This window comes from Pseudomonas sp. 8Z, assembly GCF_902506535.1.
In the GTDB taxonomy this organism is placed as follows: Bacteria; Pseudomonadota; Gammaproteobacteria; order Pseudomonadales; family Pseudomonadaceae; genus Aquipseudomonas.
This window is the reverse complement of record NZ_LR733827.1, coordinates 1,147,983-1,168,130: the sequence shown is the minus strand read 5'-3', so window position 1 is coordinate 1,168,130 and position 20,148 is coordinate 1,147,983. Positions and strand designations below refer to the sequence as shown.

Genomic DNA, 20,148 nt, shown 5'->3' with positions numbered 1-20,148 from the left:
GGCGCTACTCCTTGTTCTCATGAGGGACACGCTGGCGCATCCGTTGCTGGATTCGCTGCTGGATGATGTCGCTGACCTTGTCGGTCAGTTGCAGGCTGGCCAGCAGGGTGGGAACGTCTTCTTCCAGATTGATGCTGAAGTGGATCGGACGGCCCTGTTCGATGGCCGGGTTTTGCCCGTGCAGGCGCATACCAAGGCGCAGTGTGCCGGACGGAGCGTAGTCGAGGCTACTGCTGAGCAGGTCGTAGTGAAAGTCTTCCAGCGCATCGGTGACCAGTTTCATGCCGGGGTTGGCCTGGCCCATGGCGCGAATGCGTGGCGAGTCGAAACGGAGTTGCCCACCGGGTGTGCGTGCTTCGATATGGCCTTGTTCGATGCTGACGCCTTGACCCAGGCGTACGGGCAGGGTGCCGTCAATCAGTCCGCTACCGGCCAGGCCCTCGGCGGGGTAAGCACGAAACAGCGCCTGCAGATCCAGGCCGCGCAGTTTCACTGGCAGCACCTGCTCAGGCTGCGCCAGGTCCCACTGCGCCGCATCCAGGCTGAGCTGGCCGCCAAGTACGTCGAGGTCGGCACGCTGCAAGTTGATTTGGCCATGTGTCGGGGAGGCCGCTGGCGCCTGGTATTCGCCCTGCAAATGTAGGGGGCCGAGGGCGATGCCTGGGTTGATTTCGCGGGCACTAAGGCTGGGCAATTGCAGGCTCAGGTGTTGTTTATCCAGAGCCAATCGCACGCTAGCGTCGATGCCGCTCAGGCTGCTGCGGTCATAGATGCCGCCAAGCCCTTGGCCAATGAGTTCGGCTTGCAGGCGCAGCGGGCCTGTACTGGGTAGATCGAGCCGGGCAGTGCCCTGCAGGCGGCCATTGTCCAGCGTCAGCAGTGCTGGCCAGTCGGCCAGGGTATTGGCCAACGGGTTGCCCGCACGCAGGAACAGCTCTTCCAGGCGTGCGTCCAGTTGCAGGTAGTTGGCTTGATCATGGCGTAGGTTGAGGTCCAGTTGTAGGCCGTCGTCAGCGCGCAGAGGCCCTTGTAGAGACTGCGTTTGCAGGTCGGCGCGTAGCTGCGTTTGCCAGGTCCAGCCCTGTTCGCGCAGAGTGTCGTGCTGCAGTGCAGCGATGCTCAGTTGCAGTGGCCCATGTAGCTCGGGAGCTAGGGGCGAGCCGCTGAGCTGCAGGCCACTTAGCTCTGCGGCCAAGCCTTGTGCGCTAAGGGCGTCACCTTGCAGGCGCTCAATGTCCAGGCGCGATTGCGGCAAGACCTGCATGGCCAGACGCTGTGCATCGAGCTCTGCATTGAGTTGCAGGTTCAGTCGGGGCTTTTCGAAACGGTTGCCAGCCAGATCCAGGCGGTCGCTCTGCACCTGCAGTCGCGCCTCGGGCATTTGCAATGACCAGTGCGGTTGCTGGCGAAGTTGCAGCATGGCTTCGCCCTGCACTCGCAGTGGCCCGTGACTGCGGAGCTGTAGGTGAACGCCGAGGTTGGCGTCGTCTTTGACTGCCAGCGGTGCCAGGGTGAGCGTCAGGGGGCCGGGTTGCAGGCCTGGCGTAACGTCGGCCAGCCAAGGGGCTGCCTGTGGGGCGAGTTGCAGTTCTCCCTCGGCGCGATGCGCCTGCCAGCTTCCGCTGTCGTTGATCAGGTTGAGCGTCAGCGTACCGCTGAGCTGGCCCAGTGCAGGTATCGGCCAGGGCTGCGGCAGGCGCGCGTCCAGATTGAGCCAGCCGGGTGAGGCCAGCAATTGCTGCATTGGGCTTTCTGCGTCGAGTTGCACCTGCCACTGCGCATTGAGTACGGCCTGTTGCGGCAGGTCGGGCAGGCGCTGGGTATCGAGTAGCAACCACTCGCTCAGCCAGGTGACGAACCAGGCAATATCTGCGGTGCCCGGCGTGCTCAGTTCGCCACGCCATTGCAGGCCGTTGTCGAGAGGCTGCAGTTGGCTGTTCAACTGCACTTGATCCTGCTCGTCGAGCTTCAGTGCGGCGGACAAATGGCGGGCGCTCAGAACGCTGCTCTGCAGCCCTTGCAGCGTGCCATTGATTTCGGCGCTGTGGTTGCCACGCAGCAGGTGGGTGTACAGGTGCAGGGTGTTGTCACTGTGCGACAGTTCAAGATCGCCTTCGAGTTGGCAGTAACCGCTGGCACAGGGCAGGAGGGCGCTGAAACGTCGTAGCTGGATCTGGCTGGGTAGCCAGGCGAATGCTTTGGCCAGTGGCTGCCAATCGAAGGCGATTTCGTCGTTATCCGCTTGGCTCGGAGCCTTATGCAGGCTCAGTTGCAGGTCGTTTAGCAGCAGTCGCCAGCGTGGCCATAACTGCAACTGTGCCAGGTCAGCCTGCATGACCAGAGTGCCGTCGTAGCGCTGTAGGCTCAGGTTTTCTAGCTGCACGCCATGCAGTGTCGGGCTAAGGTCACGCCAGGCGAGATGCAGGCCTTGTTCGTCCAGCAGGTGTTGTACGCAGTAGGCGGCGTAAGCCAGCGCCATCACTAGTAGGGTCAGCAGTCCTGCCAAACCTTTCAGCCAGAGTCGCCGACTGGCCATTAGGTGTCCTCGTGAGCGGATTCTCGGCGACGGTACCCCAAGGGGGCGCAGAGTGCCAAGTTACCCTTGGTTTATCGATAGTGGGGCGCAGGATTGCCCGCTCAAAACGCCATTTCATTACCCGTTGCGGCGGGGCGGTGGGATTTGCCCGCGTGTACGTGTCCGGCCTGTTTTGCGTCGCGCCTCGCCGGGAGGCGTTTGTGGTGCACTGCGAATTGCCGCGCCAGGCTTGAATTCTCAAGTAGGCACAGGCCCATGCCCTTAAACAGAGCGCTGCGCGGATTTGCCGCACAGACTTGTGCACAATCGCGGCGCAGCTTGTGAGGCCACTGTCAAAAAGTTTCGTAAGCGTTTGATTTGTCGTGGCGTACAAATAAGTCAATGAAAAATATGCACTTTTTTCATTGGTGAAAAAATCGACAGTTTGTCTGGAAGCCCCATTTCATCGGCGCTCAAGCGCCTTTCTCCCAAGTTGTTCACGGAGTTATCCACAGGTTCTGTGGATTGTGTCGAGCAGGCGCTCTGGAACGCGAGTCTGGCCGTCTGACAAGTCTTTACCTGAGCGAAAAAAGGAGTAGAGTTGCGCGCCCCGGCAGCAACCCCCTTTTTTATTTATGCCTCGCGCTCTACCTGCTCCATCATCTGCAACGCGTTCCAATCGTGCCCGTCTGCCCATGCGTGTCGCCGTTTGGCTGCTCGACAGTCCGCGCCTGGGCCAGGCATCGAGCGTCAAGCGCATCGCCGGTAATTTGCTCAAGCAACCGGCGCGCAAGGGTTGTGTACAAGCGCAAAGTCGTTTGGGCCAGTTGCTGTGCCGCGATTGCGGTAACACCCGTGACCGCCGTATCGGTCTGGAATTGCTGCGCCAGGCCGCCCGTGCCGGCGACCGCTGCGCGCAGCAGGAGCTAGAGCGCCTGGCGCGCTGAGTCGTACTGGCCCCGTGTAGGGCGCAGGCTGGGTATACTGCCGGCGCTCAAACATGGAGTGTCTATGCCCGTCGATCCCCTTTCCCTCGTTATTGGCGTCAGCGCCACGCTGGTTCCGCTGCTCGCTGGCATCTGGTCGTTGCAGCGGCGTATCGCACATGAGCAGAGCGAGCAGGCATTGCTGCAGGAGCGTCTGGAGCATGCCCAACTGACTCAGGCAGGGCTTTTCGCGCAGCTCGACTCCTGCCGCGCCGAGTTGGCTGAGGTCAGCGAGATCAAGGTCGAGCAGCAGACCGAACTGGCGGGCCTGCGTCGTGAGAACGAATTGCTGCAGCAGGAGCGCCAGATATCTCGTGAGGCTGCGCAATCGTGGAGCCAGCAGCGTGAACGCAGCGAGGCCGAGCTACGACGGTTGACGGCTGAGTGCGCGGCCTTATCCGCTGAGTTGCAGGAAAATCGCGAAAACCAGCAACAGCGCTTGGACGACTTGCAAGGCGCGCGTGATGACCTGCGAGCGCAATTCTCCGAGTTGGCGACGAAGATCTTCGATGAACGCGAGCAGCGTTTCGCGGAAAACAGCCAGCAGCGCCTCGGGCAGTTGCTCGACCCGCTCAAGGAACGCATTCAGGCGTTCGAGAAGCGCGTTGACGAAAGCTATCAACAGGAGGCGCGTGAGCGTTTCTCCCTGGGTAAGGAGCTGGAGCGCTTGCAACAGCTCAATCAGCGCCTAGGCGACGAGGCCACCAATCTGACCCGCGCCCTCAAAGGGCAGAAGACCCAGGGCAACTGGGGCGAGCTGGTGCTCGAACGGGTGCTGGAGCATGCCGGGTTGGAAAAGGGTCGCGAATATCGCACTCAGGTCAGCCTCAAGAGCGCCAGTGGCGAGCGTTACCAGCCGGATGTGCTGGTCAATTTGCCAGGCGACCGCCAGGTGATCGTCGATGCCAAGGTTAGTCTCACGGCTTATCAGCAATTCGTTGCGGCTGAGGATGAGCCCAGCCGCCAGCAGGCGCTCAGGCAGCATCTGCTGTCGCTGCGCAGCCATCTCAAGGGGCTTTCCGGCAAGGATTACCAGCGCCTGGAGGGCTTGCACAGCCTGGATTTCGTCCTGCTCTTCGTGCCCATCGAGGCGGCCTTTGCCACGGCTCTACAGGCCGAGCCTGATCTGTTCCAAGAAGCTTTCGAGCAACAGGTGGTGATTGTCAGCCCGACCACCCTGCTGGCCACCTTGCGTGTGATCGACAGTCTTTGGCGTCAGGAGCGCCAGGGCCAGAACGCCCGCGAGATCGCTGAACGTGCTGGCCAGCTTTACGACAAGTTCGTGGCCTTCATCGCTGACCTGGACGAGATGGGCAGCCGCCTGCAGCAACTGGACAAGGCCTACGGTGCCGCGCGCAACAAGCTGGTCGACGGTCGCGGCAACCTGGTCGGTCGGGTCGAGAACCTGCGCCTGCTGGGCGCGCGGGCGAGCAAGAGCCTGCCGGCCGATTTGCTTGAGCGCTCTGCGGATCTGCCCGCGCTGGACGAACTGCCGGACTGACGACTGGCGCAGCCACCAATGCCGGGCACTATGGGTTAGCCGCGTAGCGGCAGATGGCGGCTGAGCAGGGCGCGCAGGGCAGCGGGCTTGACTGGCTTGGGTAGGTAGTCAAGGCCTGCTGCGTGAACCTCGGCGACCAGTTCGGGGCGGCCATCGGCGCTGATCACCACGCCCGGCACGGGCTCGCCCAGGCGCGTGCGCAGCCAGGCCATGAGTTCGGTGCCGGTTTCGCCTTCGTCCAGGTGGTAGTCGATCAGGGCCAGTTGTGGGCGTACTTCTTCGCTTAGCAGGTGCTCGCATTCCGCGCGGTTGCGTGCCGTCCAGACCTGGCAACCCCAGCGTGACAGCAGGCTTTGCATGCCGGTGAGGATGCTGTCTTCGTTGTCGATGCAGATAACCTGAGTGCCTTGTAGGGGTTGGCCGTCAGTGGCTTGTGAGGCGGCGCCTGGCTTGGGCGCGGGCTTGCGCGCCAGCGGCACGCTGACGCTGAACACGCTGCCCTTGCCTGGCCAGGAGCGCACCTGCAAGTCATGGTGCAGCACTCGGCACAAGCCATCGGCAATCGCCAGGCCTAGCCCTAAGCCTTTCTCGGCGCGGGTCTGGTGGCTGTCCAGGCGCTTGAATTCCTCGAAAATCACCTGGCGTTTGTCCTCGGCAATACCGGGGCCGCGATCCCAGACTTCCAGGCGCAGTTGGCCGCCTTCACGGCGTACCCCCAGTACTACGCGGCCTTTGGCGTAGCGCAGGGCATTGGTCAGGAAATTCTGCAGCACTCGGCGCAGCAGTTTGATATCGCTGTCGATCCACTGGCGACTGCCATGCACGCGCAGGTCGACACCCTGTTCGACGGCCAGCACGCCGAACTCGGCAGCGAGGGTGTCGAACAGGCTGGAGAGGGCGAAGGGGTGACGATCCGGGGTGATACGGCCGTTCTCCAGGCGCGAGATATCGAGCAGGTCGGTGATCAGATCCTCGGCCGAGCGCAGCGAGCTGTCGAGGTGACGCACCAACTCCTGCGCTTCGCCGGGCAGGGCGTCCTCCTGGTGCGAGAGGGCGGCAGAGAACAGTCGTGCCGCGTTCAATGGTTGCATCAGGTCGTGGCTGACGGCGGCGAGAAAGCGCGTCTTGGACTGGTTGGCCGCTTCGGCATGGGCCTTGGCTTCGCTCAGGGCCTGGTTCAGTTGCGACAGCTCAAAGGTGCGCTCGGCCACGCGCCGTTCCAGGCTCTCGTTGGCTTCCTTGAGTGCGCGTTCGGCCTGGCGGAACTCGGTAATGTCGGTAAAGCTCATGACGAAGCCCCCGCCAGGCATGGGGTTACCGATCAACTCGATCACCCGGCCATTGGGGAATACTCTTTCGTAACTATGCGCAGTGCCCTGGCGCATCCAGTACAGGCGCTTGGCGACGTTTTCCTCGACATCGCCGGCGCCGAGCATGCCGCGTTCGGCATTGAAACGGATGATCTCGGCAATCGACCTGCCGACATGAATCAAGCCCTCGGGATACTCGAACAGCTCCAGATAGCGCTGGTTCCAGGCCACCAGCTTGAGGTTCTGGTCGACCACGCTGATGCCCTGGGTGATGTTCTCGATCGCCCCTTGCAGCAGCGCGCGGTTGAATTGCAGCACCTCGGAGGCTTCATCGACGATACGCACCACATCCTCGACCTGCATCTCGCGGCCTTCGATGGCCGCCTTGACCACCGCGCGGGTGCTGGATGCGCCCAGTACGCCGGCAAGCAGGCGTTCGGTATGGGCGATCCACTCGCTGTCGGCTGGCTGATTGGGGTCGAAATCCTTGCCTTTGCCCTGGCGCAGGGCGAAACGAGCGAAGCTCTGCTGGGCACGTTCTTCGCCGACGAAGCGGCTGGACAGCATCAGCAGGTCGGCTACCTGCACGGCCAGCAGACTGCGGTTGCTCGGCTTGAGGCCCAAGTCATGGCCAATGAAGCGCCCGGCCTGCCAGTGCTCGGAAACACGGGTGCGGGAGAACCACGACACCCAGGCGAATAGCAGCATGTTGCCGGCCAGCGACAGAACCACGCCGCGGGTCAGCGGGTCGACGTGCAGGCCGATGGGGGCATGCAGCAGGGTGGTCAGACCGGGAAAACTGGCCAGTGACCAGCCCATACCGCGCGCGGCCAGTGGCAGCACCAGGGTGTAGAACCACAACAGCGAGCCGACGATCAGCCCGGCGAACACGCCACGTCTGTTGGCTTGTTTCCACACCAGCGCGCCGAACATGGCCGGCGCTAATTGGCCGATGGCAGCGAACGAAACCTGGCCGATAGTCGCCAGACTGGTGCCTTCGCCGAGCAGACGGTAGCAAACGTAGGCCAACAGCAGGATCAGCACGATGCTCACGCGGCGCGCTGTGAGCATCCAGTGACGGAACGCCTCGAACGGGCGCTCGGTGCTTTGTCTGCGCAGCAGCCAGGGCAGCAGCATGTCGTTGGAGATCATCGTCGACAACGCCACCGAGGCGACGATGACCATGCCGGTGGCTGCAGATGCACCGCCGATAAACGCCAGCACAGCAAGACCTGGATGAGCCTCGGCCTGTGGCAGGCTGATGACGAAGGAGTCAGGCGTCACGCCCGACGGTAGCAGCATCTGCCCGGCCAGGGCGATGGGCACTACGAACAGAGCCGCCAGCACCAGATAAACCGGAAATACCCAGCGAGCCAGGCGCAGATCCTTGGGCTCGATGTTTTCCACCACGCTGACGTGGAACTGCCGGGGCAGGCAGACAATGGCAATCATCGCCATGCCGGTTTGCACCAGCATCGCTGGCCAGTTCACTGCCTCGTTCCAGAAAGCGTCCAATTCTTCTGTGGCGTGTGCCTGAGTCAGCAGGTCGCCGAAGCCGTTGTACAGGCCGAAGGTGACGAAGGCGCCGACCGCGAGGAAGGCCAGCAGCTTGACCAGCGACTCGAAGGCAATCGCCAGCACCATGCCGCGATGGTGCTCGGTGACGTCCAGATTGCGCGTGCCGAACAAGATGGTGAACAGCGCCAGAGCCAGTGACACGATCAGTGCGGTGTCCTGAGCGCTGGTGCCGGTGCTCTGCGCTTCGGCCCCGATCAGCAGGTTGACGCCCAGGACGATGCCCTTGAGCTGCAGGGCGATATAGGGCAATACGCCGACCAGGCAGATCAGCGCCACCACCACGGCCAGCGACTGTGATTTGCCGTAGCGCGCGGCGATGAAGTCAGCGATCGAGGTGATGTTCTCCTGCTTGCTGATCATCACCATCTTCTGCAGCACCCAGGGCATGCTCAGCATCAGAATGATTGGTCCGATATAAATGGGCAGGAACGACCAGAGTTGTTCGGCGGCCTGGCCGACCGCGCCGAAGAAGGTCCAACTGGTGCAGTACACCGCCAGTGACAATGAGTAGACCCAGGCGCGCACCTTTGGCGGCATGGGCGTTTTGCGCCGGTCGCCATAGAAGGCGATGGCGAAGAGAAAGGCCATGTAGATCAGGGCGGCCGCGGCGATCAGCCCGGTAGACAGCGGCATGCGGACACTCCGGAACGCAGGTAGGACAAATGAGCCGTGCACAGGGCATGGCGAATAACGGGTGCAGTGTTACACCAAAGCGCGAGCCCGTCAGTTGCTACCAAGGTCGCACGGGCCGATTGCCGCACTGGGCAATTGTCTCGCAGGCGTGTGCCTGATAGCGTGAACGGCTAGCCATCGAGCCGGGGGAGAAGATGTTCAAGCCGCAATTGGTAACGCTGCAACGAGGTGCGCTGCGCCTGGAGCCGCTGGCCGATGCTGATATCACGCAGTTGGTGACGCTGGCCGAGGCCAATCGCGAGGCTCTGCTTTATATGAACGGCACCTTGCGTCTGGACTGGTATCGCAGCGCTCTGGCCGATCTGCGCGAGTTGCGTGCTTTGCCATTTGTCATTCGCCTGGGCGATCAACTGCTGGGCACCACGCGCTTTGCCGACTTCCATAACGCCCTGCCGGCCTGCGAAATTGGCTGGACTTGGCTCGATCAGGCACAGCATGGCAGTGGCCTCAACACCAGTATCAAGTATTTGATGCTCAAGCATGCCTTCGAAACCTGGGGCATGGTGCGCGTACAACTGAAGACCGCCGCCAGCAACTTGCGCTCGCAACGCGCCATCGAGAAGCTGGGGGCTGTGCGCGAGGGGCTACTGCGTAACCATCGGCGTCTGGCTGATGGGCGTCTTGATGACACTGTGCTGTACAGCATCACCGACCAGGAGTGGCCACAGGTGCGTCAGGCACTGGAGGCGGGCTTCGGCGCCTGAGCATGAACGCAGAACACGCACGCTTCTGGCAGGCTCGTGCCTTGGGCAAGGTGGAGCTGTTGCATGCCCAGTACCGTGAGCAGCGTTTTGCTCCGCATGTGCATGCAGGCTATGTATTTACTGTGATCGAGTCCGGTGCGCAGCGCTTTCGTCACCGTGGTAGTGACCACCTGGCCGCCGTGGGCGGCATGGTGCTGATCAATCCCGATGAGTTGCATACCGGGTCCAAGGCGCATGAGTCGGGGTGGCGTTACCGGGCGTTCTACCCGGAGCAGGAGGCGGTCAGTGCGGTGCTGGCTGAGCTGGATATAGTCACCGGCGGTTTACCGGGTTTTGCCAACAGCGTGTTGCATGATCCACAGGTGGCCGGGCATTTCGCCGCCTTGCACCGGCTTTGCGAACAGGGCGCAAGCGCTTTGCAGCAGCAACTGGCCTGGCGCGAAGCGTTATTGCTGTTGTTTCGTCGGCATGCGCGCATTGCTGAGCCGCGTCAGGTTGGGCGCGAGCCTGTGGCGGTGGCACGGGCGCGTGAGTTGATGGGCGCGCGCCTGATCGACCCGCCCTCTCTGGAAGAACTGGCTGATGAGGTCGGGCTCTCGCCTTTTCATTTCGCACGTACTTTTCGCCGGGCCACGGGGCTACCGCCACATGCCTGGCTCAAGCAGCGCCGTTTGGAGCAGGCCAGAGCGCTGTTGCGTGACGGCTGTGCACCATTGTCGGTAGCGATGCAGTTGGGCTTTGCCGATCAAAGTCACCTCTCGCGCCAGTTCAAACAGGCCTACGGTATCGCGCCAGGTGCCTATCGCCAGGCTTGCCAGGGCTGAAGCGCAAGATCGTTCAAGACCTCCGCCGATAGCGTTGGCTACGCTCGTCGCCCCAAGGAGGTTCTATGTCACGTCATCACGAATTTACCCAGGGTGCCCGCGACATGCTGCCGATGCTGCTCGGTGCCATGCCCTTTGGCATCATCTTCGGCAGTCTGGCGGGCACGGCGGGGCTCGATCCGCTACAGACGTTTGGCATGTCGGCGCTGGTTTTCGCCGGTTCGGCGCAGTTCATTGGTATCAGCCTGCTGAGCGGTGGCGCGGGTATCGCGGTGGTGCTGCTGACCACCTTGGTGGTCAATTTGCGTCACGCCCTGTACAGCGCCAGCCTGCAGCCCTATGTGCGGCATCTGCCCAGGCGCTGGCGGGTGCCGTTGGCGTTCTGGCTGACCGATGAAGCCTATGCGGTGGTGCAGCAGCGTTATCTGCAAGGGGCGGACATCGAGCATCGGCACTGGTATTTCTTTGGTGCGGCCTTGGCCATGTACGTCAATTGGGTGAGCTGCACGCTGGCCGGTGTGCTTTTCGGTCAGGCGATCCCCGGTATCGGCCAGTGGGGGCTGGATTTCGCCATGTTGGCGACCTTCATCGGTATCGTCGTGCCGATGCTACGCAATCGTCCACAGGTGGCGGCGGCCTTGGTCGCGGCAGGTGTGGCCTTGGCTTGTCATGATTTGCCGTACAAGTTGGGGCTGATGGCTGCTGCAGCCAGTGGCATCGTGGTTGGTGTTTGCCTGGAGCGGTATCGGCCATCAGCGCTAGAGGTGGGGGCGTGATGGAAAACTGGTGGTTGATTCTCGGCATGCTGGCGATCACCTTCGCCACGCGCTACAGCTTGTTCGCTTTCCCTGATTTGCGCTTTCCACCATTGATCCGCCAGGGGCTGCACTATGTGCCTACCGCTGTGCTGACTGCGATCGTGGTGCCGGGGATGCTGCTGCCCGATGGCCAGCACTGGGCGTTTAGGGTGGATAACGCCTATCTGCTCGCAGGGCTGGTGGCCATTGCCATTGCCGCCCTTACAAGGCATTTGCTGGCGACCATTGCCGGTGGCTTGCTGGTGTTCTTTGCGCTGCGGTGGATGTTCGGGCAGTTACCTATCTAAGCCAGGGCGCTGAGTTTCAGCTCTTGTTGGCTCAAACGCATGTATTTGTCGCTGATCTGGAGCAGCAGGGCTTGGTCGTCGACGCACAGTTCTTCGTCTTTGCGGCCTTCTGCCTGGCTGTAGTACAGGCTTTCATGAGTGCGGTGTTGTACGCAGTGATAGCGCTTGCTGCGGGCTTCGACCGTCAGGTTCAGCATGTCCACGTAGGCCACCTGAATATCCTGGCTTTGCCCGGCTACCAGGGCGCTGCGCTGCAGGATCGGCGTATGGGTGAAGGGGGAGGCCGACAGTATGATGTGCTGGCAGTTCTGCAGGTCGGGGCGGGGTTGGCCATTGAGCAGCCAGTTACCGCGCAGGTCGCGCTGTAGGCACAGTTTGCGCTGCCCGTGGTTGTCTACCTTGAGCCAGAGACGGCGGAAGCGCCAGCGCGGGTCGCAGTCGATCAGGTAGTTGGCGACGATGCTGTCACCTTTGATCACCTGCATGAGGTGGCTGGTGGCATGGATACCATTGGCATCATGTTTGAGGCGCAGGGTTTCAACGCCGGGGGTGTTCCAGGGTTTCCATACCAGAGTCTGTTGCATCGTGCGGTTCCATGTCTGGAATGGAACAGGAGGGAGCGCGCGCCGCGCAGAACACATTCCCTCGTGTTCCATGAATTGTTATGGGCGCAGCATAAGACGATGGCAATGTGATGTCTGTCAGCCTTTGCTGACAAATGCACAGGTTTTTGTGCTACAGATTTAGGCTTTGGTGTGCAGCGGTTGTTGTTCGAATGTCACGCCTTCCAGGCCGTGGGCCAGCAATGCGCGAATATTGCCGTGGTCATTGCCCTGCGGTGTGGCTAGCACGCTGCGGTAATGTTCGCCGAAAGCGCGCAGAGCTTCTTCCTGGCTGAAGCCTTCGAGCAGGGCCAGGCCCAGGGTCTTGCACGAGCCTTCGTTCTGGCCTGCGGCGTTTTCCACGGCGCCGTTGCGAAAGGCGCTGGGCTGATAGTCATAGTGCTCGGCGACGAAGGCCAAGGTTTCGCTGAAGGCGAAGTCGTCCTGCTGCAGGCGATTGCGTAGGTCGGCGAGGGTAGTCATTGCGGTTTTCCTTTGGCAAAGGCGGCTTGCTGCTCGGCGGTGGCTTCTTTCTGATATTTGGCTTTCCAGTCGGCGTAGGGCATGCCGTACACCGTCTCGCGGGCTTCGTCGATGCTCACTTCGATGCCCTGATCGTCGGCGGCCGCCTTGTACCACTTCGATAGGCAATTACGGCAGAAACCGGCCAGGTTCATCAGGTCGATGTTCTGCACGTCAGGGCGAGTGCGCAGGTGTTGTACCAGGGCTCGAAAGCTTGCAGCTTCCAGCTCCAGACGCTCTTGCTCGGTCATGGTGGGCTCTCCGGGTATAGATGGCGGCGATGATAAGAGCCTCGCCGGGGAGCGGCAAGCCGCTCTCAGCGATGACCGGCCAGGGTGATCGACACCGATTCGGCGAAGCGCAGGGCGTGGGGCTTGTCCACTTCGACTTCGGCGTAGCGCACGGCCTGGTGGCTCATGATCAGATCGAGAATTTCCTGAGTCAGGCGTTCGAGCAGGGCGAAGCGGTTGCCTTCGACATGGGCGATGATCGCCTTGGTGATGGTGCGGTAGTTCAGCGCGTGCTCGATGTCGTTGACCTGCACCGCATCCACCGCTGGATAGAGGATGGTCAGGTTGATCAGCACGTCCTGCTTGTTGTTGATCTCTTCTTCCTTGATACCGATGTAGGTGCGTAGGCGCAGATCCTTGACGCGGATACGCGCCATTCCGGGTTCCAGTCGTGGCATTAGTTGCTCCGTCCGATCAATTGCAGAAATTCATGGCGAGTGTTGCACGACTCGCGGAATGCACCCAGCATCACCGAGCTGCTCATCACCGAATTCTGCTTTTCCACGCCGCGCATCATCATGCACATGTGTTTGGCTTCGATCACCACGGCAACACCGGCGGCGTTTGTCACTTGCTGAATGGCGTCAGCGATCTGCTTGGTGAGGTTTTCCTGGATCTGCAGGCGGCGCGCATACATATCGACGATACGCGCCACTTTCGACAGGCCCAATACCTTGCCGGTAGGAATGTACGCCACGTGTGCCTTGCCGATGAAGGGCAGCAGATGGTGCTCGCACAGCGAGTACAGCTCGATGTCCTTGACGATCACCATTTCGTCGTTGTCGGACTCAAACAGCGCATTACCGACGATTTCCTCCAGCGACTGCTGGTAGCCGTGGCAGAGGTACTGCATGGCTTTGGCTGCGCGCTTTGGCGTATCGAGCAGGCCCTCACGCTCGGGGTTTTCACCGAGGCCGAGAAGAATCTCGCGATAGTGTTGGGTGAGTGGTTGGCTCATGGCAGTGTCCTGGGCGTGGCGTCACTTGAGATGACGGCCGCCGTTGAGGGTAAGGGTGGTTCCGGTGATGTAGGGGGTGTCCAGCACATAGCGCAGGCTTTGGTAGAAGGCCTGTGGGCCAGGCTCGATACCCAGTGCCGATTTGGCCAGGGCCTTGGTGCGATACGCTTCGTCGTCGTCTTCGTTGAACATCAGCAGTGCCGGGGCAATGGTATTGACCTTGATGCGCGGTGCCAGGCGTGCGGCGAATGACAAGGTCAGACTTTCCAGGCCCGCCTTGCTGGCGCAATAAGCCGGGCGATTGGCGCTGCCCTTGCGCACCACATCGTCACTGACGTGGACGATGTCCGCCTGCTCCGATTGCAGCAGCAAGTCGCTGCAATGCAGGTTGATCAGGTAGGGCGCGAGCATGTGCACGGTGAACAACTGGCGGAAGACATCGACCTCTTCGCCGGGCGTTTCAGCCAGCCATTGCGAGGCGTTGTGAACGATGGCGCGCAAGCCGCTGCAATGGCCCTTGAGTTGATCGATAAAAGCCAGAATGCCAGCTTCATCGCTGAAATCTGCCTGCAAGGCGATAGCGCCGCGCTCACGCAAATGCGCGATGCTTTCGCGTTCCTGGCGATAGCTGATGATTACCGGTTGCTGTGCATCGAGCAGTCGCTCTGTGCAGTAGAGGCCGACACGCTGGCCGGCACCGGTGATCAGAATGGGGAAGCTGGCTGCGTTCATCTGCGGCTCATGGGAAAACAAGGAAGGCCCGGCTGTACCGCCTTGGATACCTGACCAGTGGCAGGCGGTACTTACCAGGCCGAAGTTAAAGCTATACCAGAGTCTGGTGTTGTACAACCCTGTCGGGTGTGCGGTCTTGCCTGTGTCGTTAATGAAAACGGCTATTTCATTGACGGTAAAGGGTTTTGTTACGGTTTTTGGTCGATGCGTTTTTGTACTTGCCTTCTACATTGCGGTTTCGTTGTATAAGTTTTGGGGCTGTAACGAAATCGGCCAGCGCGAGGCTGGCCGATTGTCAGTGCGATATGTGTCAGGGTTTGCCGATACTGGCAGGCTGGCGGTGGTGTCGGGGATTGGCTGGTGCGTGCAGCCAGGGTTCGAGCAGGCGGGTCGACAAGGGAATGAAGAGGTACGTCATCAAGGGGGTCAGCGCCAGGGTCGAGAGCAGGATGCGTGTTACCAGTGACAGGTCACTGAGCCAGGGGCCGAACAGCAGATTGAACGCCAATGACACGGGAAAGAACGCCAGCCAGATCGCTACGCTCTGCTTCCAGCGCGGCGGCTGGCGATGAGCACTGCCGAACCAGGCGTCGAGGCCTACGGCGCGTTTCTCATGCGGCTGCGCGAACAGGCCTCTGCCGCGCTTGAGCCAGGCCTGGCGTGAGGCCGAGTGCTCCCAAGCCTCCATGGTCTGCTCGTCGCTGAAACGAAACACGATCTGAAATTCGTCGTCACTTGGCGGTGGGGCCAGGACGCCCGAGCCAAGGTAGCCAGGGAAATCCGTCGCCAGGTGTTCGCCTTCACGTAGCCAGGCGATGAAGTCGTGATAACGACCGTTGGCGACACGGCGCGCCACCATGAGGGTAACAGGGGACATTGTGTATCTCCTCGAAGGTTGCCGTTGGCCGGGTATGGCGTCGGGCGGTATCGAGCACGGGGTGGTGTGCTCGACATAATGTGCAGCAAGGATTATTCCGATTCCTGGGAAATTAGCTACTGCCGAGCCGTGGTATCGAGCTAGTCCTCGCAAAGTCGCCAGTTTCGGGCACCTCTAGGTGTACAACTAAGCGCCTTAGGTCTGCCGCTGGCAAATTCAAGCGGCGTGCACGCTGCGCCAGACGCACCCGTTCGGCGCACTGATGGCGGTATGTCGGCGTTCTGCACTATCGAAGAGCGGGGCGAGTATCAGCGTGCGTCATGCCGAGTTGCGCCTGGTTGTGCCTGGCGGGGCCAGTGGCGATGTTCTATGCAGATTTGCTGCTTGTGCACAGTCGCCACGCGCTATAAACCTGCATCGCTCGGTTACAATGCCTGCAAATTTTTCTCGTGATGCCTGAAACCATGCCCGAGTTCACCGGTGCCGCCAACCTCGCGTCCAGTGCCCTGAAGCAGGAAGAGCTGTTCCCCATCCGTGAAGTATCGCGTTTAACCGGTGTCAATCCGGTTACGTTGCGTGCCTGGGAGCGGCGCTATGGGTTGATCCAGCCGACTCGTACCGATAGCGGGCACCGTCTTTACTCGCAGGCCGATATCGAGGCAGTGCGCAGTATTCTGGCGTGGATCGAGCGAGGCGTGGCGGTCAGCAAGGTTGGCTCGATCCTGGCCAAGAGCGCCAGCAACCGTACCCCTGCGACGCCTGCCTACGAGGATGTCAGCAGTGATGACTGGGTGCAGTGGCAGGAACAGTTGCGACGTGCTCTGCAGGACTTCGATGAAGGACGGCTGGAGCGTTTGTACGGGCAGATATTCTCCTGCTATCCGCTGCCCGTGGTTTTTCAAGACATTCTTATGCCTCTTTGGCAGCAATTGCTTCTGCATCAGGACGAGGTCGGGCAGCGCAGCGAATGGCTGATGTTCGATGGTTTCTTGCGTGGGCGCTGCTGGCAGCGACTGCAGCTTGGCCGTGATGAGGCGCGTGAATCGGTGCTGTTGGCGGCATTGCCTGGGCATTGCCGTGAGCTGGAGCTGCTGGTCGCAGCCTTGTTGCTCAGCGCTCATGACATCCAGGTTACGGTCATGGGGCCTGGTGTGCCCTTCACGGATCTGGCGCTGGTTTGTGAGCGGATGCGGCCGCAGGCGCTGGTGATCTTCAGCCATCAGCCGCCGAGCGATGAGTTGCCCAGGCAACTGGTACGCCTGTCTCTTGGCTTGGAGTGCCCCTTGTTGCTGGCGGGGGATAGTTCGGATCTGGCCAAAGACAGCCTGGCCGGCTCGGCCATTGCTTGCCTGGGCAATGAAGGGCGCTTGATGTTAAGGCGTCTGCGGCAGTTTCTCGCCGGTCATCTGGATACCTGACTCAGCTCAGGCGGGCGTCTCGTTGAGCTGGCCTGCGCGGTGATGTTCGAAGAGAAACTCGCGCAACTGCTCTTCATCCTGCGTGCACAGCGGTTGCAGATGGTAAGCGTAGCGACTGCGCCCGACGCGGCGCACCCAGTGCCCCTTGATTCTGACGCACACCTCTTCAGAGAGCTGCAAACGACCCAGCAGCCTGGGCTCTGGTGTGCTCAAGGCTTGTTGGCGCACCAGCATGCCGTTGCTGGAAAGCTCCAGTACCTGTAGGCCGTTGGGCTGACCGCGATTGTCCAGCAGTGGCAGTGCTTGCGGCAGTCTCAGGCGCCAGGGCCGTTCAATATCGCCGGTTTCCAGAATCAGTGGGGCGCCTAGCTCCAGACGCGGTGATTCGTGGCCTGTGCGGATCAGCCGTAGCGGATAGCTGAGGTGCTCGCCCTGGCTGTGCGTGTCCAGGCTGAGGTTTTCGTCTTCGCCTAAGCGTTCTAGCAATTCACCGAGCTGTTCGCCGATGGACAACCTTGCCGTTTGCGGCACTGTTGGGCGCGGGGTCGGTTGCATGCTCAGGCTCTGAATGAAATCGATTTCAGCCTGGGTCAGGAGTGGGTCGTTATGCATGACAGTCACTGCAAGAGATTGACCGACAGCAGACCACACATTTGTTCTTTAGTTTTGTGCGTTCGTCAGCTTTTCAGGCGTTCGATCTCGGCTTTCAGTGCCGCGACTTCGATCTCCAATTCGTGCACGCGCTGCTCGGCCTCCACCTGTACGGTGACATCCTTCTGGATGCCGATGTAATAGGTGAGCTGATCGCTTTCATTGAGTACCGGGGTGATCGACAGTTCATTCCAGAAAGCGCTGCCGTCCTTGCGGTAATTGCGGATGATCTGGCGGCACGGACGTTGCGCTTTCACCGCGTCGCGAATGGCCTGCAGGCCGCTCTGGTCGCGGTCTTCACCCTGCAGGAAGCGGCAGTCTTGGTAGAGGATGTCGTCGCTGGCGTAACCGGTCAGGCGTTCGAACGCCGCATTGGCGTAGATCAGAATGTTGTCTTCGCCCTCCTGTTCAGCCACCACGATTCCATCGTTGGAGGCGTCGACTACCAGTTGCAACAGCTTGGCATTGATCATGGGGTGATTCCGCAGGAGGTGTGCGCAGCATTCTAAAACATCGGGTCGGGCTGTCCACTTGCGGCATAATGCGCGGCGTTTTTCCTGTATCTGGAGTTGTCATGAAAGTCGCCATCGTCTCGGGTTCGGTGTACGGCACCGCTGAAGAAGTCGCACGCCATGCTGAGCGTCAACTCAAAGCCGCTGGCCTCGATGCCTGGCACAAGCCGAACATGAGCCTCGATGAGCTGCTGGCTTTCGGCCCGCAGGCTTTTCTGACTGTTACCTCGACCACGGGTATGGGCGAGCTGCCGGACAACCTCATGCCGCTGTACTGTGAGATTCGTGACCGTCTACCCGCTTGGAGCGGCCTGCCGGCTGCGGTGTTGGCGTTGGGTGACTCCAGCTACGACACCTACTGCGGCGGTGGCGAGCTGATCCGCGAGCTGTATGCCGAGCTGGGCCTGCGCGAGGTGGTGGCGATGCTGCGTTTGGACGCGAGCGAAACCGTGACCCCGGAAAGCGATGCCGAACCCTGGCTAATGGCCTTCGCCAAGGCGCTGCGGGGCTGATACGCATAAAACGCTACTGACGCATTGCTGGCGTATGGCGCCATCACGGCGGCGAATATCCGGCTATCGCCAAGAGCCTGCAGGCGCCGTGACCTACAAAGCCATGAAGATGGCTGCCAGGGCGACTTCTCGTAGCGGACGGCGCGGCTAGACTGGCGACACCACCGACCCCATAACAAGATCGAGGTGTTCGCCGTGACCGCTGCGTTGCAACTGCCCGCTGTGAAGAATCAGGTTTCCGACGCCGAATGGCGCGCCCGCGTCGATCTGGCCGCCTGCTACCGACTGATTGCGCTGTATGGCTGGGATGACCTGATTTTCACCCATATCTCCGCCAAGGTGCCGGGCACCGAGGATTTTCTCATCAACCCCTACGGCTTGATGTTCCACGAGATCACCGCCTCAAGCCTGATCAAGGTCGACCTGGCCGGCACCAAGCTGATGGACAGCCCCTTCGACATCAACCCGGCGGGTTACACCATTCACAGCGCGGTGCATGAGGTGCGCCCCGATGTCGGCTGCGTGCTGCATATCCACACGCCAGCGGGTATCGCCGTATCGGCGCAGAAACAAGGCCTGCTGCCACTGTCGCAGCAGTCGCTGTTCGTCCTCGCCAGTCTCGCCTACCACGGCTACGAAGGGGTGGCGCTGAACCACGACGAGAAGGCGCGCCTGCAGGCCGATCTCGGTGGCAAGAACTTCATGATCCTGCCCAACCATGGCTTGCTGACGGCCTTTGGCAGCATTGCCGATGCCTTTCTTGGCATGTTCATCCTGCAGCGCGCCTGTGAAATCCAGGTGATGGCGCAGAGTGGCGGCGCTGAGCTGATCCGCATTCCGCAGCCGATTCTCGACGGTGCCCAGGCGATGGTCGCCGGGGTGATGAAAACGCCGCAGGGTATGGGCGGCTCGCTGCCCTGGCCGGCCTTGCTGCGCAAACTCGATCAGCAGATGCCGGGGTACGATCAGTGAACCTGTGGCCAGGCATCGCCCTGGAAGCTTGGCGCGCTCAGAGCCGGACGCTGGATTTTCGCGGCCATGCCATTCGTTACTGGGTGGCTGGCGCCGTCGAGGCTGAGCCGCTGCTGCTGATCCATGGTTTTCCTACTGCAAGCTGGGATTGGCACCGCCTGTGGGCGCCGCTGGCTGAGCGCTATCGGCTGATCGCCTGCGACATGCTCGGCTTTGGTTATTCCGCCAAGCCCCGTGGCCATGCCTACAGCCTGTTGGAGCAGACCGATCTGCAGCAGGCTCTGCTGGCGCATATTGGTGAGCGCCGCCGCGTGCATGTGCTGGCCCATGACTATGGCGACAGCGTGGCGCAGGAGTTGCTCGCCCGGCATCAGGAAGGGCGACTGCAACTGGCGAGCTGTGTCTTTCTCAATGGCGGCCTGTTTCCCGAAACCCATCATCCGGTGCGCGTGCAGAAGCTGCTGCTCGGCCCGCTCGGGCCTTTGATCGGGCGACTGTTCTCACGGCGCAGGTTGGCGCAGAGTTTTGCCCGGATCTTCGGCCCGCACAGCCAGGCCAGCGACGCCGAGCTGGATGATCTGTGGCAACTGATCGAGCACAATGGCGGGCCAGCGGTGATGCACCGCTTGATCCGCTACATGCCCGAACGCCGTCAACAGCGTGAGCGCTGGGTGTCGGCCATGCAGGCCACGCGCGTGCCGATGCGGGTCATCGATGGCGCCTTCGATCCGATTTCCGGCGCGCACATGGTGGCGCGCTACCGCGAGCTGATCGAAGCTGCCGATACCGTCTTACTCGATGGCATTGGCCATTATCCCCAGCTCGAAGCGCCGACCGAGGTGCTTGAGCACTATCTACAATTTCGTGATCGCCTGGAGTGAATGGC

Annotated in this window: 20 protein-coding genes and 1 pseudogene; 10 read left to right on the top strand and 11 right to left on the bottom strand. The window is 61.3% G+C overall.

Annotation, left to right across the window (positions count from 1 at the left end; genetic code table 11):
- Nucleotides 1–4: 4 nt before the first annotated feature.
- Nucleotides 5–2,536, bottom strand: coding sequence for a YdbH domain-containing protein (locus tag AERO9A_RS18310; protein ID WP_159973345.1), 2,532 nt, complete (start codon nt 2,534–2,536; stop codon nt 5–7).
- A gap of 674 nt (nt 2,537–3,210) precedes the next feature.
- Between AERO9A_RS18310 and AERO9A_RS18305 the strand changes: the two are divergent.
- Nucleotides 3,211–3,459 (top strand): annotated as a pseudogene (locus AERO9A_RS18305) (sel1 repeat family protein); the annotation flags it as partial.
- Nucleotides 3,460–3,640: 181 nt separating this feature from the next.
- Nucleotides 3,641–5,002: a DNA recombination protein RmuC gene (gene rmuC / locus AERO9A_RS18300; protein ID WP_372239707.1), complete on the top strand. Its 1,362-nt coding sequence runs from the start codon at nt 3,641–3,643 to the stop codon at nt 5,000–5,002.
- Between the two features lie 35 nt (nt 5,003–5,037).
- Here rmuC and AERO9A_RS18295 read toward each other — a convergent pair whose 3' ends face one another.
- The gene (locus tag AERO9A_RS18295) at nt 5,038–8,523 is read right to left on the bottom strand and encodes a PAS domain-containing hybrid sensor histidine kinase/response regulator (RefSeq protein ID WP_159973342.1); all 3,486 of its coding nucleotides are present in this window, start codon (nt 8,521–8,523) and stop codon (nt 5,038–5,040) included.
- A 194-nt stretch (nt 8,524–8,717) separates the two neighbouring features.
- On the opposite strand from AERO9A_RS18295, the gene AERO9A_RS18290 reads away from it, so the two are divergent.
- The 4 genes from AERO9A_RS18290 (at nt 8,718) to AERO9A_RS18275 (ending at nt 11,216) form a co-directional block, all read left to right on the top strand.
- Entirely contained in the window at nt 8,718–9,287 is a 570-nt protein-coding gene (locus AERO9A_RS18290; RefSeq protein ID WP_159973341.1) for a GNAT family N-acetyltransferase, read from the top strand.
- A 2-nt stretch (nt 9,288–9,289) separates the two neighbouring features.
- Nucleotides 9,290–10,111, top strand: a complete 822-nt coding sequence (locus tag AERO9A_RS18285) for an AraC family transcriptional regulator (protein ID WP_159973340.1) — start codon at nt 9,290–9,292, stop codon at nt 10,109–10,111.
- Nucleotides 10,112–10,176: 65 nt separating this feature from the next.
- The gene (locus tag AERO9A_RS18280) at nt 10,177–10,887 is read left to right on the top strand and encodes an AzlC family ABC transporter permease (protein WP_159973339.1); all 711 of its coding nucleotides are present in this window, start codon (nt 10,177–10,179) and stop codon (nt 10,885–10,887) included.
- The gene (locus AERO9A_RS18275) at nt 10,887–11,216 is read left to right on the top strand and encodes an AzlD domain-containing protein (RefSeq protein ID WP_159973338.1); all 330 of its coding nucleotides are present in this window, start codon (nt 10,887–10,889) and stop codon (nt 11,214–11,216) included. Before AERO9A_RS18280 ends, AERO9A_RS18275 begins: the two co-directional genes overlap by 1 nt.
- On the opposite strand, the gene AERO9A_RS18270 is transcribed toward AERO9A_RS18275, so the two are convergent.
- From AERO9A_RS18270 to AERO9A_RS18240, 7 genes are all read right to left on the bottom strand, one after another.
- The gene (locus AERO9A_RS18270) at nt 11,213–11,800 is read right to left on the bottom strand and encodes a putative glycolipid-binding domain-containing protein (RefSeq protein WP_159973337.1); all 588 of its coding nucleotides are present in this window, start codon (nt 11,798–11,800) and stop codon (nt 11,213–11,215) included. The genes AERO9A_RS18275 and AERO9A_RS18270 overlap by 4 nt on opposite strands.
- Nucleotides 11,801–11,959: 159 nt before the next feature.
- Nucleotides 11,960–12,301 (bottom strand): HopJ type III effector protein, encoded by a 342-nt coding sequence (locus tag AERO9A_RS18265; protein ID WP_159973336.1) that lies wholly within the window; start codon nt 12,299–12,301, stop codon nt 11,960–11,962.
- Entirely contained in the window at nt 12,298–12,591 is a 294-nt protein-coding gene (locus AERO9A_RS18260) for a DUF1244 domain-containing protein (RefSeq protein ID WP_159973335.1), read from the bottom strand. The genes AERO9A_RS18265 and AERO9A_RS18260 overlap by 4 nt, the downstream gene beginning before the upstream one ends.
- Nucleotides 12,592–12,656: 65 nt before the next feature.
- Nucleotides 12,657–13,028 carry a dihydroneopterin triphosphate 2'-epimerase gene (folX, locus tag AERO9A_RS18255; protein ID WP_159973334.1) on the bottom strand — a complete coding sequence of 124 codons (372 nt, stop codon included), beginning with the start codon at nt 13,026–13,028 and terminating at the stop codon, nt 12,657–12,659.
- Complete coding sequence (gene folE, locus AERO9A_RS18250) at nt 13,028–13,588, bottom strand: GTP cyclohydrolase I FolE (RefSeq protein ID WP_159973333.1); 561 nt, start codon at nt 13,586–13,588, stop codon at nt 13,028–13,030. Before folE ends, folX begins: the two co-directional genes overlap by 1 nt.
- Before the next feature lie 21 nt (nt 13,589–13,609).
- A complete protein-coding gene (folM, locus tag AERO9A_RS18245; protein WP_159973332.1) occupies nt 13,610–14,320 on the bottom strand; it encodes a dihydromonapterin reductase in 711 nt (236 codons plus the stop codon).
- A gap of 310 nt (nt 14,321–14,630) precedes the next feature.
- The gene (locus AERO9A_RS18240; RefSeq protein ID WP_159973331.1) at nt 14,631–15,197 is read right to left on the bottom strand and encodes an antibiotic biosynthesis monooxygenase; all 567 of its coding nucleotides are present in this window, start codon (nt 15,195–15,197) and stop codon (nt 14,631–14,633) included.
- 464 nt (nt 15,198–15,661) lie between these two features.
- Here AERO9A_RS18240 and AERO9A_RS18235 point away from each other — a divergent pair, with 464 nt between their 5' ends.
- Complete coding sequence (locus tag AERO9A_RS18235) at nt 15,662–16,615, top strand: MerR family transcriptional regulator (protein ID WP_178111157.1); 954 nt, start codon at nt 15,662–15,664, stop codon at nt 16,613–16,615.
- A gap of 6 nt (nt 16,616–16,621) precedes the next feature.
- On the opposite strand, the gene AERO9A_RS18230 is transcribed toward AERO9A_RS18235, so the two are convergent.
- The gene (locus tag AERO9A_RS18230) at nt 16,622–17,227 is read right to left on the bottom strand and encodes a hypothetical protein (protein ID WP_159973329.1); all 606 of its coding nucleotides are present in this window, start codon (nt 17,225–17,227) and stop codon (nt 16,622–16,624) included.
- A 65-nt stretch (nt 17,228–17,292) separates the two neighbouring features.
- On the bottom strand, nt 17,293–17,739 hold the full coding sequence (locus AERO9A_RS18225) for a PAS domain-containing protein (RefSeq protein WP_159973328.1): 447 nt from the start codon (nt 17,737–17,739) through the stop codon (nt 17,293–17,295).
- A gap of 101 nt (nt 17,740–17,840) precedes the next feature.
- Here AERO9A_RS18225 and AERO9A_RS18220 point away from each other — a divergent pair, with 101 nt between their 5' ends.
- The 3 genes from AERO9A_RS18220 to AERO9A_RS18210 all read left to right on the top strand — a co-directional run bounded on the left by AERO9A_RS18220 (nt 17,841) and on the right by AERO9A_RS18210 (nt 20,143).
- Nucleotides 17,841–18,290, top strand: coding sequence for a flavodoxin (locus AERO9A_RS18220; protein WP_159973327.1), 450 nt, complete (start codon nt 17,841–17,843; stop codon nt 18,288–18,290).
- Between the two features lie 195 nt (nt 18,291–18,485).
- Nucleotides 18,486–19,262 (top strand): class II aldolase/adducin family protein, encoded by a 777-nt coding sequence (locus AERO9A_RS18215; RefSeq protein ID WP_159973326.1) that lies wholly within the window; start codon nt 18,486–18,488, stop codon nt 19,260–19,262.
- Nucleotides 19,259–20,143, top strand: a complete 885-nt coding sequence (locus AERO9A_RS18210) for an alpha/beta fold hydrolase (protein ID WP_159973325.1) — start codon at nt 19,259–19,261, stop codon at nt 20,141–20,143. Before AERO9A_RS18215 ends, AERO9A_RS18210 begins: the two co-directional genes overlap by 4 nt.
- Nucleotides 20,144–20,148: the final 5 nt, after the last annotated feature.